Origin of the sequence: Streptomyces lydicus (genome assembly GCF_001729485.1) — a bacterium.
GTDB lineage: Bacteria > Actinomycetota > Actinomycetes > Streptomycetales > Streptomycetaceae > Streptomyces > Streptomyces lydicus_D.
In genome coordinates this window covers 3,864,739-3,882,768 of record NZ_CP017157.1, presented here as the reverse complement: position 1 = coordinate 3,882,768, position 18,030 = coordinate 3,864,739, and the positions used below count along the sequence as shown (strand labels likewise).

Below are 18,030 nucleotides of genomic sequence, written 5' to 3'. Positions count from 1 at the left end.
CGGCACTCCAGGCCCCGAGTCCGCGCCTCTCCCCCACGTCTGTGGTCTGCGGAACTCCTACACACCGGGCGGCAGCACCCCGATGTGTGGTTCATGCCCGGAAGGGGCTTTCATGTTCTTGTCGCTGTCCACCAGCACCTGGGTTCTGATCGCGGCAGGTGCAACGCTCGTCAATCTGGCCGCCATGCAGTGGATCATCCAGATACCGAAGTACCGCAAGAGACAGTTCTGGCTTCCGGTCATAGGAATGGTCTGCGTCGGCGCGCGGGGCTTCGCCGAAAGTGCCGCGTTGGCTGACACGCTCTACCTGTACGCGGCGATCATGGTCGTGTTCCCTGCCGCGCTCGCCCCGGTGCGGCGCCAGATCACCCGCGATTACTACCGGTGGGTCGAGGACCCGACCACGAGGGCGAGCAAAGCAGCATTGGCCTGGTGCACCACATCGTTGACGGTCATGTTGTTCGTGATCGGCGTGGTGTGGGTGGTTGGCAAGAAGGCCGGCACCTGATCGGTCCGCGACGGACCCGACGCAGAGCACGCCGTGCGGGTTGGGGTCTGACAACTCGCAAGGGGCCGGGGGCCTCGCTCGCAAGTTGCCGTGGGCGAGCCTCGACGCTTCCCCCTCCTTGCGTTCCGGTCGTGCGGTGATGCTGCTCTGGCGGATTCCTGCTGCGGATACGACTGGAAGCCGTACAACCTTCCCGTTCGGTGACAGGCATCACATAACTCCGCTTGCCGGAATGTCGGTTCCGTTCCATGGGTGCCGTTTCGCGGAGGTACCCAGACAAACCCTGCGGCGTATACGTTCCCGTCCACAACTTCTTCATGGAATCTTCATTTTTGCGGTCGGGGGATGACGGGATGTCCGGCTTAGTACGTCGCAGACGCTTACATCGATTGCTGTCGACAGGGATCGCGGGGCTGCTGTCGACAAGTCTGCTGCCAGTGGTCCTCGCGCCGCCCGCCTGGGGCGCGCCGCGCCCGTCGTCGGCCTCCGCCAAAGCCGTCACCCCGGCAGGCACGTCGGACACTGAAGCACCTACCGAAGACACCGCTCTGGAGCAGGCCAAGCGCACCGGCCGGGAGGTCGAAGTCACCTCTCTGCGGGGTGAGTCGGCTGATGTCGTGGCCACTGCGGACGGCAAACTTGAAGCCCGGCAGTACCTCCGTCCGGTTCGCACCCGGGTCGCAGGGCAGTGGCAGGACATCGACACGGACCTGACCCGGCGGAGCGACGGGACGGTGGCGCCGAAGGCGGCAGCCGTGGACCTGGCGTTCTCCAGCGGTGGCGACAAGCCACTGGTGACGCTTCGTAAGGTGGGTCGCCAGCTCGCGCTGTCCTGGCCAGGAACCCTGCCGGCTCCGGTGCTGGACGGCGCACAAGCCACGTACCGTGACGTCCTGCCCGGTGTGGACCTGCGGATGGGGGCACAGGCCGACGGCTTCACCCAGCTCCTGATCGTCAAGACGGCTCAAGCTGCCGCCAGTTCGCAGCTGGCACAGCTGCGGCTGAAGCTGGCGGCCGACGGCATGGACGTGAAGGAGACGGCGGCCGGTGGTCTGGAGGCGCTCGACAAGGGCGCAGGCTCTGCGGTGTTCGAGGCGCCCACCCCGCTGATGTGGGATTCCAGCACGGGTGGCGGGAGTACCGCCGCAGCAGCCCGCAAGGGCGCGCAGTCCGCACCGGGCGAGGGGAAGACCTCCCGAGCGGCAGCGGGCGGCGCCGGGGGTGGCGAGCCGTCGGCCGGCGAGTCGGGCAAGCTCGCGCCTGTGGGAGTGGACGTCCCGACCGGTCAGGACCAGGTCGTCCTCAAGCCCGATGCCGACGTCCTGAAGGGCAAGGACACCGTCTACCCGGTCTTCATCGACCCCCAGTGGTCCACCCCTCGGGCGACCTCCTGGACGATGGCGTCGAAGTACTGGGCCTCCTCCCCGCAGTGGAAGTTCAACGGCGACCACGATGCGGGGATGGGGTATTGCGACTGGAACCACTGCCAGCCCGAGGACACCAAGCGGCTCTTCTACCAGATCCCGATGTCGGCGTTCACCGGGAAGTCGGTGCTGTCGGCCGAGTTCGTCGTCCGCAACACCTGGTCCGCCTCCTGCAGCAAACGCGAGGTGGAGCTGTGGCGGACCAAGCCCATCTCGTCCTCGACGACCTGGAACTCACAGAACGAGTCGGGCTTCTGGCAGAAGAAGCTGGCCTCGGACAGCTTCGCCTACGGCTATGAGGGCTGCGCGGCCAAGGACGCCGAGTTCGATATCCGGTCCGCGGTTCAGGAAGCGGCGGACAACAAGTGGCCGACGCTGACGTTCGGGTTGAAGGCGGGCAGCGAGAGCGACGGTCTGGCGTGGAAGCGGTTCTCGGACAAGGCGTTTGTGCGGGTGAAGTACAACCGGCCGCCGCCGCAGGTAAAGCCCTCACAGCTGACGATGCAGTACGGCGGAACCTGTAAGAAGTCCGCCACTCCGGCGCGGGTGCGTAGCGGGGGTGTGCTGTACGCGAACAACATCACCGATCCGGATCGGGACAAGGTGCAGGTCCAGTTCCAGGCGAGCTGGGACGCCGGTGACGGCAAGGGCACCATCGTGCGGTGGAAGCCGGGGCTGACGACGGCGAAGCAGTCCGGCTTCGATTTCGCCATCAACCTGCCCAAGGTCCCGGAGAACACGGCGGTGAGCTGGGCTGTGCGGACCTTCGACGGCGCGCAGTACTCGCCGTGGTCGTTCACCGGGTCCGCAGAGGCGTGCTACTTCGTCCTCGACACCCGGGTGCCCGCGGCCCCCACGATCGGCTCAGGGGAATACCCCTCCTCCGACCCCGAGAATCCTGAGGATCCCTGGTACGACGGGGTGGGCCAGTACGGCACCTTCACCGTGGCGGACAGCCACCGGGACGTGACCCGCTACACGTACGGCGTCAACGGCGACCCGTCCGACAGGAACACGGTGACGACGAGCGGCGGGGCGGCGCGGAGCATCTCCGTCCTGCCGGAGAAGCCCGGACTGAACTTCGTGACCGTCCAGGCCACCGATGCAGCCGGCAACAGAAGCGAGATCCGCACCTATCACTTCCGGGTCAAGGCCGGGCAGCCCGAGCGTGCCACCTGGCAGTTCGATGAGGGGGCTGGCGGCACGGAAGCAAAGGGTTCCACCCCGGCGCGGACCGCGGACCTGCACGGCGGAGCCACACCTGGTGCGGCCGGAGTGGTGGGCAGCGCGCTGTCCCTCAACGGCACCGACGCCTACGCAGCCACCGACATCCCCGTTGTGGACACCTCCCGTGGGTTCTCCGTCTCGGCCTGGGTCCGCCCCGACCAGGTGCCCGACCATGCGGCGATCGTCGCCACCCAGCCTGGCAACAACCGGCCCGGCTTCGAGCTGTACTACTCCTCCGACCTCAAGCGATGGGTCTTCAACCAGTACACCTCCGACAGCCCCAACGCCTCCATCGCCCGCGCGATGGCGCCCCAGCCAGGTGGTGTCACCGCAAACGAATGGACCCATCTGGTGGGGGCCTACGACAGCACCGCCAAGGTGCTCCAGCTCTACGTCAACGGCAAACTCGTCGGCCAGACGCCGTACACCGGGGCATGGAACGCACGGCGCGGCCTCCAGCTGGGCGCCGGCTCGTACGGCGGGACGCCCGGCTCTTTCTTCCCCGGTGTCCTCGACGAGGTGCAGATCTTCGACAAGCCGGTCTCCGCCGGCGAGGTCACCCGGCTGTACAACAAGGAGCGGATCCGCGGCCCCGGGCGGCCTGCCCGTGCGGTTTTCCCGCTCGACGAGCCGGCCGATGCCAAGCGGGTCAGCGGCCATGGTGAGGTCATGCCGGCCGTCCTCCACGGCGGTGCCGAGCCCGGCAAGGCAGGGGTGGCGGGCAACGCCCTGACCCTGGACGGCAAGGACGACTACGCCTCGGTGGACGCCGCGCACTTCAACACCGAACGCTCCTATGCGGTGACCGCATGGGCCCGGGTCACCGACGCCGCACGCAACCAGACGGTCGTGGCGCAGGACGGCGGCTTCCTCAGCGCCTTCTACCTCTCCTACGAAGCATCCGGTGGCGTGTGGAGTGCCCGTCTGGCCACCAAGGACGCCACCGACGGCAGCCTCACCCAGCAACGCGTCGCCTCGAAGCAGAAGGCGACGATCGGCAAGTGGGTGCACCTGGCCGCCGTGCACGACACGGTGGACAACACGGTGAGCCTGTACGTCAACGGCATCCTGCAGGGAAGCACCGACGCTGCCCAGACCTGGTACGGCGACGGTGCCCTGCAGATCGGTCGGGCTCTCTACCGGGGCGCCTACACCGACTACCTGGCCGGGCAGATCGATGACGTCCGGATCTTCGACCGCCCGGTTTCCGAGGGCGAGATCCACCAGCTCGTGCAGCGACGACCGGTCCTGACCGGACGCTGGCAGTTCGACCAGGCAGCCGCCCCCGGCGCCAACTCCGTGGCGCAGGGGCCGGCCATGACGCTGAGCGGCGGGGCGAGGCAGGTCAGCGGGGCAGGGTTTCTGGGAGAGGGCGGGCTGGTCCTGGACGGCGCACAGAACTATGCCTCCAGCGCGATCCCCCTGGACACACGTGAGAGTTTCACCGTGACCGCATGGGCACAGGCGGCATCGGTTCCCACCCGCCCGGCGGTGCTGGTGAGCGCTGAGGCAACGAATGCCAGCGGCTTTGCCATGGGGTTCGCGCCGAATCCTACGAAGACGGGTGACGGAGTGTGGCAGGCGGTCACCTCCCGGGCCGACACGAGCGATACCCCCTACGACTGGGCAGGCAGCGCGCGCCCCATGAGTAGCGTCACGGACTGGAACCACGTCGCGATCGTCTACGACGGCTTCGCCCGGCTCCTGCGTATCTACGTCAACGGTGAACTCGGAGAGGCGGCCTGCCTGGACGCGGACGGCGACGGCCAGGCCGATGATGCGCAGTGCACCGAGGTGGTGCCGTGGGCCGAGGACGTCATCTCCATCGAGGCCCTGAAGTCACTGCAGATCGGCCGAGCCAAGGGACGCGGCGCCTTCCGGGACTACTGGCCGGGCTCGATCGACGACGTCTGGGCCTTCCAGGGCGCACTCACCGAGGAACAGATCGGCCGCCTGGCGGGCGAGTGGTACGAGCTGCCCACCGAGGTACCGAACGTGCCCGACGCGGGCTGATCACGTGGCGGGCGGTCACGGGCCGCCCGCCACACACCAGTGCACTTTTCTTCCGGAGCGGAACACCGCGGTGCCGACGGCTCCGATCGGTGAGCAACAAGGGGTGGGGACAGAAGTGAACGGCATGCGTGGCCTCTTCAGACGTACGCGGCTCCACCGCAAAGTCGCCATGGGCGTCTCTGCGGTGCTGGCCGGATCCCTGTTGCAGGCTCTCCCGCTGGCTCAAGCGGAAGCGGCTCCTGGAGCACCGAGCCGGCCCGACGTCGGAAAACCCGTTCCGGGGTTCGATGGCACACGGGTCAAGCCCCGGAAGCTGCCCACCGGCCCGCGTACCCCCGAGGAACACCCCAAGAGCGACTGGCCCAAGCCTGCCAAGGCAACCATTCACCTCGCGGGACCCGGCGCCGCGCCTCCGCCGTCCGCGTCAGGCGAAAAGGACGACCAGCTCCCCCTCACACTCGCACCCGCTGCATCCCGGTCGCCGCGGCCGGCCAAGGCCACAGGGGCACATCGAGGCGTGGCGGCGGGCACGGTGCCGGGAACGGTAACCGCGCACGTCCTGAGCCAGCAGCACAGTCGCCGGGCGGGCATCGACGGCGTGCTGTTCACCCTTCAGCCTGCCGGCAGCTCCACCGCGGCCGCCGGGCAGCAGCCCGGCTCCTTACGCGTGGGCGTCGACTACGGCGACTTCGCCGGGGCCTTCGGCGGTGGTTACGCCTCCCGGCTGCGCCTGGTCGAACTCCCCGCGTGCGCGGCGACCACTCCGGACAAGGCCGAGTGCCGCACCGCGAAGCCACTGGAGGGCAGCAACAACACCGAGAAGCACACCCTGACCGCGTCCTCGGTACCGCTGCGCGCGAACGGCCCGACCGTGCTCGCGGCGGTCGGTGATGACAAGAGCGTCAAGGGCGACTACAAGGCCACCAGCCTCTCGCCGTCCGCCACCTGGGACACCAACCTCAACACCGGGGACTTCACCTGGTCCTACGACATGCCCGTACCCGAGGTTCCTGGCGGTCTCAAGCCGAGCGTGGGCCTGTCGTACTCCTCCGGCTCGATCGACGGCCGCACCGGCAACAGCAACAACCAGGGTTCGTGGGTCGGCGACGGTTTCGAGCTGTGGCCCGGGTACATCGAGCGTCGCTACAAGCCCTGCTCCGATGACGGTGAGAAGCACGCCGACGGCAACAAGCCCGGCGACCTGTGCTGGGGTTACGACAACGCCTTCATCTCCTTCAACGGCAAGGCCGGCGAACTCGTTCCCGCCGGCAAGGACACCTGGAAGCTGCAGAACGACGACGGCACCAAGATCAAGCGGCTCACCTCGGCGGCACGCGACAACGATGACAACGACAACGAGTACTGGGAGCTGACGGACCCGTCCGGAACCCGGTTCTACTTCGGCTACCACAAACTGCCCGGCTGGTCGTCCGGCAAGGACACCACCGACTCGACCTGGACCGTGCCGGTCTTCGGCAACAACAGCGGCGAGGACTGCCACAAGGACGCCTTCAAGGACTCCTGGTGTCAGCAGGCATGGCGCTGGAACCTCGACTACGTCGTCGACCCGCACGGCAACGCGATCGCGTACTACTACGACAAGGAAACCAACTCCTACGGGCGTGACCTGAACAAGGACGACGACACCCCCTACGTCCGCGGCGGCTCCCTCAAGCGCATCGAGTACGGCCGCTCGTCCGGCGACCTGTACGCGGGCCAGCCGCTCGCCCGGGTCTCCTTCACCAGCACCGAGCGCTGCCTGCCCCAGCCCGGGGTCACCTGCGCCGCGGACACCATCGACGCCAAGAGCTTCTACTGGTACGACACGCCCTGGGACCTGAACTGCAAGGCCGGTTCCACCTGCGACCAGGGACGGTTCTCCCCCACCTTCTGGACGCGTACGCGACTGACGGGAGTGACCACCGAGATCCTCAAGGACGGCGCACTCACCCCGGTCGACTCCTGGGCCCTGAATCAGCGTTGGGGCAAGGCCGATGTCGACTACCAGCTGGAGCTGGAATCCATCCAGCACACCGGCCACACCGACACCGCGCCCCTCACCCTGCCGAAGACCACCTTCGCCTACACCCAGCTGGCCAACCGCCTCGACAAGACCGGCGACGGATACGCCCCCTACATCAAGGACCGTCTGTCGACCATCGACGACGAATACGGCGGCCAGACCGACGTCGGCTACTCCGAGCCGGCCTGCACGTTCAACGCCCTGCCCACCCCGGAGTCCAACACCACCCGCTGCTTCCCCCAGTTCATCGGCGGGAGCTCCAGCGACGACATGGACAGGGAGTGGTTCAACAAGTACGTCGTCAAGTCCGTGACGACCACCGACCGCACCGGGGGCGCGCCGGACCAGGTCACCCGCTACGACTACCCCGACGGCGCGGCCTGGCATTACGACGACGATGACGGGCTGACCAAGGAGAAGTTCAAGACCTGGTCCCAGTGGCGCGGTTACGGCCACGTCCGCGTCCAGACCGGCGGCCAGGGCACGCCTGCCGACGCCATGAAGACGCAAGAGGACAGCTACTTCCTGCGCGGCATGGACGGCGACCGCAAGACCGCGAGCGGCGGCACCAAGGACGTCACCGTCGCCCTGGACGACGGCGAAGGTGAAGCGCTCACCGACGATGCCTCCGCGGCCGGCTTCCCCTACAAGACCGCCACCTACTCGGCGCCCGGCGGGAAGATCCTCACCAAGACCGTCAGCCGCCCCTGGCACCACGAGACGGCCAAGAAGGTCCGCGACTGGGGAACCGTCACCGCGAACTTCAGCGGTACGGCCAGCACCCGCGCCTGGACCTCGCTCGACGACGGCGCCGGCGCGAAGTGGCGCACCACCACGACCGCCTCCACTTTCGACACCGTCGCCGGACGCGTCACCGAGGTCAGCGACCGCGGCGACGACGCCACCACGGACGACGACCGCTGCACCCGCACCGCCTACGCCACCAACACCGACAAGAACATCCTCACCCTGCCCGCACGGGTCGAGACCGTCGCCACCGAGTGCGGCACCGGCCCGGACCGTTCCAAGGACGTCATCTCGGACGTCCGCACCGCCTACGACAGCGGTGGCTACGGCACCGCGCCCACCAAGGGCGACGCCACCGCGGTTGCCAAGCTCAAGAAGCACGACGGCACCACGGCCACCTACCTGGAGAGCGGCACCACCTACGACGGCTACGGCCGCCCGCTCAAGGCCACCGACCTGACGGCCAACGTCACCGCCATCGGCGACAGCTCACCCACCCGAACCCCCCGCGCCGACGGCCGCTCCACCACCACGGCTTACTCCCCCGCCACCGGTATCCCCGCCAAGTCCGTCGTCACCACACCCCCCGCCGACGCCAAGGACGCCACCACCGCCCAGACCACCACGACCGAACTCGACCCGCTACGCGGCCAGCCCGTCGCCACCGTCGACACCAATGCCAAGCGCACCACGCTGAAGTACGACGCGCTGGGCCGTTCCGTGAAGGTGTGGCTGCCCGACCGCGGCTCCCTGCCCACCTACCAGTTCGCCTACCTGGTCGAGGAGGGCAAGCCGGCTGCCGTCGCCACATACACCCTCAACCCCAGCGCCCAGTCGCAGACGGTCTCCTACACCCTGTACGACGGCTACCTGCGCGCCCGTCAGACTCAGGCGCCCGGCCCTGACGGCGGTCGGCTGATCAGCGACACGTTCTACGACGAACGCGGCCTGGCGGCGAAGACCTTTGCCCCGTACTACGCGCTGAAGAAGCCGGAACGCGAGCTGTTCAAGCCCGCTGATGCGCTGGGCGTCGAAACCCAGACCTGGAAGACGCACGACGGGCTGGGCCGGGAGACCGAGTCACGAGACGTCGCCGGCAACGGCGAGGGCGGCAAGGTCCTGGCGGTCACCAAGACCCTCTACGGCGGTGACCGCACCACCGTCCTCCCGCCCCAGGGCGGCACGGCCACCACCACGGTGACCGACGCCCGCGGCCAGACGACCCAGCTCATGCAGCACCACACCCGCGCCGCCGACGCCCCGGCCGAGACCACCCGCTACACCTACACCCCGGCTGGCAAGCTTGAGAGCGTCACCGACCCGGCCGGCAACAAGTGGGCTTACCAGTACGACCAGTTCGGCAACCAGATCTGGTCCAAGGACCCCGACAAGGGCATCACCAAGGCCGCGTTCGACGACCGCAACCAGCAGATCTCCAGCGAGGACGCCAACGGCGCTGTGCTGGCCACCGTCTACGACGGCCTCGGCCGCAAGACCGAACTGCACGACAAGACACCCGACGGCCCGCTGCGCGCCAAGTGGGTCTACGACACCCTCGCCGGTGCCAAGGGCCAGCTCGCCGAATCCACCCGCTACCTCAACGGCAATCCGTACACCAACAAGATCATCCAATACGACACCCTCTACCGCCCGCAGCGCACCGCCACCGTCATCCCCGCGTCCGAGGGCGCACTGGCCGGCACCTATCAAGCCAGCACCTCGTACTACGGCAACGGCCTGCCGAAGGCACGCAGCTTCTCCAGCATGGGGAACATCGTCGGCAAGGGGTGGAACTACACCTACGCCGACGACACCCTGCGAATGACCACCGTCTACGGCACGGACATCCGCTCCGACGCCACCTACACGCTCGCCGGCCAGCCCCTCACGTACAAGGTCGTCGGAAGCGGCAGCAAGTTCACCCAGGTCACCAACACCTACGAGTGGGGCACGCAGCGCCTGTCCAACTCCCGCGTCGACCGCCAGGACGTCGCCGGCGTCGACCAGTCAGCCACCTACGGCTACGACCCCGCAGGCAACGTCACCTCACTGTCCGACGTCTCCCGGTCCGGCACGGACACCCAGTGCTTCTCCCACGACTATCTGCGTCGCCTCACCGAAGCCTGGACCCAGGACGAAAAGACCTGCGCCGACAAACCCGCCGGGCCCCTGATCGCCGGCCCGGCCCCCTACTGGCAGTCCTACGGCTACGACACCGCCGGCAACCGCACCACCCTCACCCAGCACGACCCCACCGGCGACACCGCCAAGGACACCAAAACCACCTACACCTACCCCAAGCCCGGCACGCCCCAGCCCCACACCCTTACCTCCGTCGACGCCGCCGGCCCCACCGGCACCAGTACCTCCACCTACGGCTACGACCACACCGGCAACACCACCACCCGCGTCCTCCACGGTGACAAACAAACCCTCACCTGGGACGCCGAAGGCCACCTCGCCAAGGTCACCGAACCCGCGGGCGACACAGGCACCAAAACAACCAGCTACGTCTACGACGCCGACGGCAACCGCCTGATCACCCGCACCGACACCAAGACCACCCTCACCCTCGGCGACCACACCGAAGTGGTCCTCGACAAGGGCGCCGACAAACCCAAAGCCACCCGCTACATCCCCCTGGGCAGCGGCAACCAAGCCGTCCTGGCCGACGACGGCACCTACACCGTCACCCTCGCCGACCGCCTCGGCACCGGCCAACTCGCCATCAACACCACCAACCAAACCCTCACCCAACGCCGCCAACTCCCCTTCGGCGCCCCCCGCGGCACCAAGCCCACCACCTGGCCCGGCACCAAGGGCTACGTCGGCGGCACCGACGACACCACCGACACCGGCCTCACCCACCTCGGCGCCCGCGAATACGACCCGGAATCCGGCCGCTTCCTCTCCGTCGACCCCGTGATGGACCCGGCCGACCCCCAACAAATCAACGGCTACACCTACGGCAACAACAACCCGCTCACCTTCAACGACCCCACCGGCCAAATCTTCGCCAACCCCGACGGCCACGGCGGCAGCGGAGTCGTCCACAACAGCCACGGCGGCATGCGCCTCTCCGGCTCCAGGGACTACATCCCAGGCCCTGGCGCCTGCATCCAGCCGTACTGCGGCGGATACTCGGAGGAGCGGCGCGCCAGCCTTGGTAGTAGAGCCAGTGCTGCCTACCGGTCGGGAATTCCGGGGATTGCGAACATCAACCCGCTTGACCCGTCCGAGCCTCAGATCATTGCCCTGTGGGCTCTCGGTGCAGCACCGTCGGCGTGGCAGTTCTGGGAAGGCGACAGATTTACCGAGGACGTCAAGAACATGGACTGGATACGGATCGTCAAGTCCATGCTGGCAAACCTCAAGGGGCAGTCGGTGGGAGACGAGGCCGACTCAGGATCGATCAACTATCACGCTACCTACGCTGCAGACTTGAACCACATTCCCGTATGGGCACTTCCCGCGTTCGACGCCATACGGTTCACCGACCGGGCTGTGGGTATGGAGTCGGCTGGCCCGGCTGCAGCACAAGCGATACTTGGCTCGTACACGCTTCACGCCCGCTTCGATACATACGATCCGGAGACGAAGACTGCAGGCGTAACGTTCACCCTCAAGAACCCCATGACTCGCGCCTCGGCAACACGTGACGCCAGCGCAGCCGGCTATCAAAAGGGAGAAAGCAACTCCCTCATGAAGAAAGTTTCAGAGATGGGCCTGGACTTCGCCCCCCGAGGACAGAAGGATGCAGCTATGACCGTGCGCTGGCGAGATCAGATCAAGATGACGTACCCAATGAAGACCAAGTGACTCACTCCATTCCGCAAGACCGTTTCCCGTATCGACCGAAAGTCGAACAACTGCAATGCGCTACAGAAGAATCTTCTCATTGGGGCTCGCGTCACTCGCCGTCTTGACGGCTTCATGTTCAACGGCGTATGAGCCACTGCCGCCGGCACCCCACTTCACTGCAAGCGCTCTGACAGGCGAGTGGCGTGGCCCTGAAGGCGCCCACTTCTCCCTGAGCAAGGCGGGCGAGTTCACGGCAGAACGACTTCGGGGTCAGGAAATGGACTTCAATGATCACTGGAGCCTCTCCGGCAAGGGAACGTGGGAAGTTCTGAATTCCTACAAAGGCGGCCTTACCGTAGCCGAGGGAAATATGGTGAAACTAACCATCAGGAATGGGAAGTCGAGCACCGCGAAGGTCGGACAGGAACAGATGGACGGATCCAACGCTGCCGCAACAAAACAGAAAAAGGCGCCAGGCACCTACACTTGGGCGGTGAGCGTCAAGAAGGAAGGTAAGAACCTACGCCTCTACTACGTAGTCGGCGACCCGGATACACGATGGCTCTGCCAGTTCACGCACGCATAACACCATCTCGACGCACCTGACCGAGCGTCCCTGCGGTTCCGTAATTTCATCTGCTGTCGTATCGCCTCAGCGCATCTGGCGCCCCATCTTGGCGGCCTGCCGGCTGTGCCCCTTGGTGTCCCACCATTCTTCGAGCAGGGCGTGAATCAGGTGCACGAGTTGGTTCAGCCGATCAGGGTCGGGCTGGAGGGAGGTGAGCACGTCGGTGAAGGACTTGTCCTCCCAAGGGAGTGTGAACTCCCAGTGCTCGTCAGGGTATGTCGGGCGCACGACGGTGATCCGGTACGTGAAGGTGACGCTTCGGTAGGCGTGGTGATGGACCGACAGGTCGGTGATCTCAAATCGGACATGTCCATCGCCAGTGGTGTACGAGCGAGCCAGCGCCCGCTCTGCCAGCGGCTGCTCCGCCACGCGAACCACCCGTCTTTCGCCTCATCTGTCGATGTCCGGGTTCCCCGAGGAGAGGATTCCAAGCTTGCTGGCGCTGACCAGGCTCCGGACATCGGCGCTGCCGCGCCAGGCCAGAAGGGGCCCTTGCGCTAGGCGAAGTGAAGCTCCGTACAAGCCGATCCGTGCTGGGTCCTGGCTTCGCACTCTCCCGATTTGGGGGCGTCGGGGTTGATCGCGTTGATGGCGAGCGCAGTTGTCCCTGCAGGAGGCGAGATCGGGACGTCGATCTGCTGGGACACTCTCCCCTGATCATCCGGCCTGAGAATGCTCCAGTAGAGGTCCCCCACCTTCCCTGGAGGAAGGTTCTGAGGATCCACGGACACCTCGATGCGTGACCACTTCTGGACGCCGTCGGCATGGACGGTGAAATGCAGCCTCATGGCGGAGCGAGGGCCGTCGAGCCGCACGTCGGTGATCGTCGGGCGGCCGTTCCCGCCCGCGGCTTGTGTCGCGCCGACGACGGCGATGGTCAGGGAAGCCATATAGAAGATCACGCCGAGGACGAGTACGGCCGTCTCCCAGAGGACGCCACGTCCTGAGGGGCGGATGAGCAGGGCGGTGATGCTGCAGACAATGGACATGATGGCGCACAGCGAGGCCACATAGATGGCCCATGAGCCGTTGTTGAGTGCGACGAACACGAAATTGCTGTTCAGTCCCAAGGTGGTCATGATCCCGGCCACGGCGACAAGGGCACCCGCCAGAATCTTGGCCACATCGTCCAGGCGTTTGCCCAACGCGGCCTGGATTTGTTCAAGGGTCGGCACCGGAGTGCCTGCCGGAGTGGAGGGACCTTCTGTACCGCCCATTGCGCGCTTCCCGATCACTGAGTCCCTGGCCGGACGGGGTCATGCTCGCATCCACCCGCCCGTGGAACCGCGATTGAGGCTACGCAAAGCCCTGCTGTAGCTGCGGGTTCCCCTGTTCAGCCCAGGCGGTCCGACGGCGGGGGGGAGGAGGACGGCTGACCGCGCACGGCCGGGGTCCGTTGCGCCGGACGGGAGGGTGGCGCGGACGCCTGAGGGGCACCGTGCGCCGTGCCGGTCGGTGTCAGCCGGCCAGGGCGGCGAGAGTGGCGTCGAGGTCGGTGGCCTTGGGGCGGTTGTGGGGGAGCTTGGCGAGGACCTTGGCCATGCCGCAGGTGTCGGTGAGGGCGGAGAAGACCAGGCCGCCGGCGACGCCCGCGGACAGCCAACGGGCGGCGGGGAGGCGCCGGCCGGTGAGCAGACCGGCCAGGACGAGGGAGCCGGCGGCGAGACGGACCTGGCGTTCCATCGCCCAGGCCGCGCGGGCGCCGGCGGGGCGATGGACGTCGTGGCCGAGCTGTATCCAGGCGGTGGTGCCGCCGGTCAGGTCGGCGGCGGCGATACCGTGCTCGGCCAGCCGCTCACGGGCATGGCCGGAGCGGGCACCGGAGGCGCACACGAGGAGGAGGCTGCCGCGGCCGGCGGCGCTCTGCAGGGCGGGCAGGGCCGCGTCGAGGTGGTCAAGGGGGATGTTGTGGGCGCCGGGGAGATGGCCGGAGGCGTACTCGCCGGGGGTCCGCACGTCGATGACGGTCAGCTCGGCGAGGTAGGCATGGGCCTGGTCGGCGGTGAGGGACGTGGTCGGTGCCATGGGGACTTTCCTTTGCTCTTCATGAGTTACCCCTTCGGTAGGATACCCAAGGGGGTATCCGGCGAGGGAGTGTGGACTGTGGAATTGACGATGGCGGCCGAGGAACTGAAGACGGTGGTCAACCGGCTGCGCAGGGCGCAGGGCCAGATCGCCGGTGTGATCAAGATGGTCGAGGAGGGGCGGGACTGCGAGGACGTGGTCACCCAGCTCGCGGCCGCCTCCCGGGCCTTGGACAAGGCCGGTTTCGCGATCATCGCCACCGGTCTGCAGCGCTGCCTGACCGATGCGGACATGGCCGCGCCGGAGGACCGGGAGCAGATGCGCGCCCGTCTGGAGAAGCTGTTCCTTTCGCTGGCCTGAGCAGCTGGTGCCGCCGGCCCGACCGCTCGGCTCAGGCGAGGGCGTCGACGAGCATGAAGGCGGCGACGGCCAGCAGCAGGAGCGCGAAGGTGCGTTTCAGCAGGGTGCCGGTGACCTTCGCGGCCAGGCGCTTGCCGTCCCAGGCGCCGAGGATCGCGGCCCCGGTGAAGGGGGCGATCACCGCCCAGTCCGCGCCGGCCGTAGTGGCGCCGCGGGTGGCGAGCGAGGCGAGCGAGTTCGTCGAGATGACCAGCAGGCTGGTGCCGACGGCGGCCTGCATCTCGAACGCCAGCACCGTGACCAGAGTGGGGACGGCGAGGAAGCCCCCGCCGACGCCGAGCAGTCCGGTCAGCGCCCCCAGCCCCGCACCGGCCCGGGCCGCCCGGGCCGGGCGCACCGCGCGCTGCGGGTGCCCGGCCACTGTGCGGGCGGGGCGGAGCATGCGCGCCGCGGCCAGCGTGGCCACGGCGGCGAAGGCGGCCGTCAGCAGGGCCTGCGGCAGGTGCGCCGCCGCGGCGCCCGCCACCGCGGCCGGCACCAGCCCGGCCGCCGCGAACAGCGTCCCCGCCCTCCAGCGCACGTTCCCGGCCCGGGCGTGGGCGTACAGGGCGGTCAGGGAGGTGGCGGTGACGATGACCAGGCTCGCGGTGGTGGCCGCCGCGGGGGTGAAGCCGAGCAGGTAGATCAGCGCGGGCACCGCCAGGACGCTGCCGCCCCCGCCGAGCGCGCCGAGCGCGAGCCCGACCACGGCGCCGGCGACCAGGGCCAGGATCAGCGCGCTCACGCTGTGCCACCGCCGGCGCCGCGGCCCCCGGTGACCGGCAGGCCCGCGCGGACCCAGGCGGTCATCCCGCCGACGACGTCGCCGGCCGCCACACCGCGGGCGGCGAGGAGGTCGGCGGCTGTACGGGAGCGGTTTCCGGAGCGGCAGATGAGGACCACCGGCCTGCCCCGTACGGCTTCGGGCAGAGCCGCCCCGACCCTCAGGCGGCTCAGCGGCAGGTGCAGCGCACCGGGCGCGTACCCGGCCTGCCACTCCGGTGTTTCGCGGACATCAAGCAGGACGGCCGGCCCGTCACTGGTCTGCCGGTGGGCCTGCTGCGGGGTGAGGCGGGCAGGGCCACGGCGAAGAAGCGAGAACTGAAGCGAGAACATCGTTTGACTACTCCGTGCGGGTCGTTCAGTCGGTGCTGTCGGGCGGGGTGAGGGTGAGGCCCGCCGCGGTGGCGGCGTCGAAGCCGTCGTCGACGGCGACCACCTCGCGTCCGGCGGCATCCAGCAGGGACGCGGCGATCGCCGCACGCATCCCGCCGGCGCAATGCACCCACACCACCCCGTCGGGCACGTCGCCGATGCGGCCGGGCAGCTCGTGGATCGGAATGTGGACCGAGCCGTCGACGAACCCGCCCGCCCGCTCGGCATCGCGCCGTACGTCCAGCACCACCACCTGCTCGCCGCGCGCACGTACCGCGGCGAGGTCGGCGAAGCGGGCACGCGGGAAGGAGGCGAGCTCCTCGCCCGCACGGACCCAGCCGGCCGGATCGCCGGTGGCGGCGGCGGCCGGACGGTCGATGCCGACCCGGACCAGCTCCCGCTGCGCGGCGGCGACTTGTTCGGGCGTCCCGGCCAGCAGGGTGACCGGCTTGCCCCAGGGGATCAGCCAGGCCAGGTAGGTGGCGAGCTTGCCCTCGCCCTCGAAGTTGAACGAGCCGGCCACATGCCCCTGGGCGAAGGCGATCCGGCTGCGCAGGTCCACCACCCACTCCCCCGCGGCCAGCCGGGCGGCGATCTGTTCGGCGTCGGCGGGCGCGGGCGGGGTGAGGTCGACCGGCGCGGGGCCGGCGGCGTTGGCCGGGCCCATGTGTGCGTAGTAGGCGGGCACGTCGTCCAATGAGGCGAGCATCTCGGTGACGAACGTGTCCACGTCCCGGGTCAGCGCGTCGTTGGTCCGGCGCTCCCGACCGATCGTGGTCGCGTCCCCCTCCGCCTGCGCGGAGGAACAGAAACTGCCGAACCCGTGGGTGGGCAGCACCGGCACCTCGTCGTCCAGCCGTTCGGCCAGCCGGCGGGCCGAGGCGTGCTGGGCGCGGGCCAGCTGCTCGGTCAGCCGCGGCTCGACGAGGTCCGGCCGGCCGACGGTGCCGATCAGCAAGGACCCGCCGGTGAACGCCGCCACCGCCCGACCGTCCTCCTCCAGCACGTAGGACGTGTGGTGCGGGGTGTGACCGGGGGTGGCGATGGCCTGCAGCACCAGGTGCTCGTCCACCGGGAACGTGTCGCCGTCGGCGACCGGGGTACGCGCGAAGGCGACCGACGCGCCGGCCGGCACCAGGTAGCGGGCCCCGGTCACACGGGCCAGTTCCAGGCCACCGGTGACGTAGTCGTTGTGCAGGTGGGTCTCGGCCACGAAGGCTATGCGCACCCCGCGCCGCGCCGCCGCGGCGATGACCTGCTCGATGTCGCGGGGCGGGTCCACCGCCAGCGCGGCCCGCATCCCGCCGGCCAGGTAGCTGCGGTTGCCCAGTCCCTCGATTTCCAGGGTGTCGACGAAGAACACGAATACGACTCCTCTTGAACGAGTGATGTACCCCCCGGGGTATCTGCCCACTCACTCTAACAGGGGTACCCCCGGGGGTATTCCGGAGTCGTAATCGCTCCTGGGGGGCACTCCATGGGCACTCCATGCCGAGCGAGTCCGCCGGCGTACGGCTGCGCCATCGTGGCACCCGCCGACGCCGGTGGTGGCTGTCGCGGCCCGGCCTGAGAAGCTGTCCGACGTCGGCGTCGGCTATCTGGCGAGGGGCATTCGAGGTGCATCGCGACGATCAGTCAGTGAATCGGTCAACCGCGCCGTCGCCGGAGCGGGTCGCTGAGATCGACGAGGTCATCGACCGGATCACGCGCTGGGCGAGGAGCCGTGACGACATCGTCGGCCTGCTCCTGGTGGGATCTTGCGCCCGCGACGCCGCGCGACCGGACTCCGACATCGACGTCGTCCTGCTCACCACGGACGAATCCCGATACCTCCTTGAGGAAGCCTGGGCCGCGGAACTCGGGCTGGGCGAGGTGATCCGCACCCAGTCGTGGGGACCGGTCACGGAACGGCGCTGTTCCACGGCCTCCGGCCTGGAAGTCGAGCTGGGCATCGGCTCTCCCACCTGGGCGAAGACAGATCCCGTCGATCCGGGGACGCGTCGTGTCGTCAATGACGGCGCCCGGGTGTTGCACGACCCGGCAGGCATCCTCGCCGGCCTGCTCGCCGCCTGCTGACCGG

12 protein-coding genes are annotated in these 18,030 nt (G+C 68.4%); 6 read left to right on the top strand and 6 right to left on the bottom strand.

Going from position 1 to position 18,030, the window contains the following annotated elements; genetic code table 11:
* Positions 1-112: 112 nt before the first annotated feature.
* The 4 genes from SL103_RS16830 (at position 113) to SL103_RS37850 (ending at position 12,329) form a co-directional block, all read left to right on the top strand.
* Positions 113-508: a hypothetical protein gene (locus SL103_RS16830; RefSeq protein ID WP_069569837.1), complete on the top strand. Its 396-nt coding sequence runs from the start codon at positions 113-115 to the stop codon at positions 506-508.
* 617 nt (positions 509-1,125) lie between these two features.
* A complete protein-coding gene (locus tag SL103_RS16825) occupies positions 1,126-5,172 on the top strand; it encodes a LamG-like jellyroll fold domain-containing protein (RefSeq protein ID WP_347877846.1) in 4,047 nt (1,348 codons plus the stop codon).
* A 169-nt stretch (positions 5,173-5,341) separates the two neighbouring features.
* Positions 5,342-11,761, top strand: coding sequence for an RHS repeat-associated core domain-containing protein (locus SL103_RS16820; RefSeq protein ID WP_432215356.1), 6,420 nt, complete (start codon positions 5,342-5,344; stop codon positions 11,759-11,761).
* Positions 11,762-12,020: 259 nt separating this feature from the next.
* The gene (locus tag SL103_RS37850) at positions 12,021-12,329 is read left to right on the top strand and encodes a hypothetical protein (RefSeq protein ID WP_164492819.1); all 309 of its coding nucleotides are present in this window, start codon (positions 12,021-12,023) and stop codon (positions 12,327-12,329) included.
* A gap of 66 nt (positions 12,330-12,395) precedes the next feature.
* On the opposite strand, the gene SL103_RS16815 is transcribed toward SL103_RS37850, so the two are convergent.
* The 3 genes from SL103_RS16815 to SL103_RS16805 form a co-directional block, all read right to left on the bottom strand.
* A complete protein-coding gene (locus tag SL103_RS16815; protein ID WP_164492818.1) occupies positions 12,396-12,740 on the bottom strand; it encodes a hypothetical protein in 345 nt (114 codons plus the stop codon).
* 128 nt (positions 12,741-12,868) lie between these two features.
* On the bottom strand, positions 12,869-13,546 hold the full coding sequence (locus tag SL103_RS16810; protein WP_069569835.1) for a hypothetical protein: 678 nt from the start codon (positions 13,544-13,546) through the stop codon (positions 12,869-12,871).
* A gap of 283 nt (positions 13,547-13,829) precedes the next feature.
* The gene (locus tag SL103_RS16805) at positions 13,830-14,396 is read right to left on the bottom strand and encodes a rhodanese-like domain-containing protein (protein WP_069569834.1); all 567 of its coding nucleotides are present in this window, start codon (positions 14,394-14,396) and stop codon (positions 13,830-13,832) included.
* A 78-nt stretch (positions 14,397-14,474) separates the two neighbouring features.
* On the opposite strand from SL103_RS16805, the gene SL103_RS16800 reads away from it, so the two are divergent.
* Positions 14,475-14,756, top strand: a complete 282-nt coding sequence (locus tag SL103_RS16800) for a metal-sensitive transcriptional regulator (RefSeq protein WP_069569833.1) — start codon at positions 14,475-14,477, stop codon at positions 14,754-14,756.
* Positions 14,757-14,787: 31 nt separating this feature from the next.
* Here SL103_RS16800 and SL103_RS16795 read toward each other — a convergent pair whose 3' ends face one another.
* Genes SL103_RS16795 through SL103_RS16785 form a run of 3 tightly spaced genes read right to left on the bottom strand, consistent with a single transcriptional unit; the run spans position 14,788 to position 17,313 of the window.
* A complete protein-coding gene (locus SL103_RS16795; RefSeq protein WP_069569832.1) occupies positions 14,788-15,540 on the bottom strand; it encodes a sulfite exporter TauE/SafE family protein in 753 nt (250 codons plus the stop codon).
* Positions 15,537-15,911, bottom strand: coding sequence for a rhodanese-like domain-containing protein (locus SL103_RS16790; protein WP_069569831.1), 375 nt, complete (start codon positions 15,909-15,911; stop codon positions 15,537-15,539). The genes SL103_RS16795 and SL103_RS16790 overlap by 4 nt, the downstream gene beginning before the upstream one ends.
* A 25-nt stretch (positions 15,912-15,936) precedes the next feature.
* The gene (locus SL103_RS16785) at positions 15,937-17,313 is read right to left on the bottom strand and encodes an MBL fold metallo-hydrolase (RefSeq protein WP_069569830.1); all 1,377 of its coding nucleotides are present in this window, start codon (positions 17,311-17,313) and stop codon (positions 15,937-15,939) included.
* 275 nt (positions 17,314-17,588) lie between these two features.
* Between SL103_RS16785 and SL103_RS16780 the strand changes: the two genes are divergently transcribed.
* Positions 17,589-18,026: a nucleotidyltransferase domain-containing protein gene (locus SL103_RS16780; RefSeq protein WP_069569829.1), complete on the top strand. Its 438-nt coding sequence runs from the start codon at positions 17,589-17,591 to the stop codon at positions 18,024-18,026.
* Positions 18,027-18,030 lie beyond the last annotated feature (4 nt).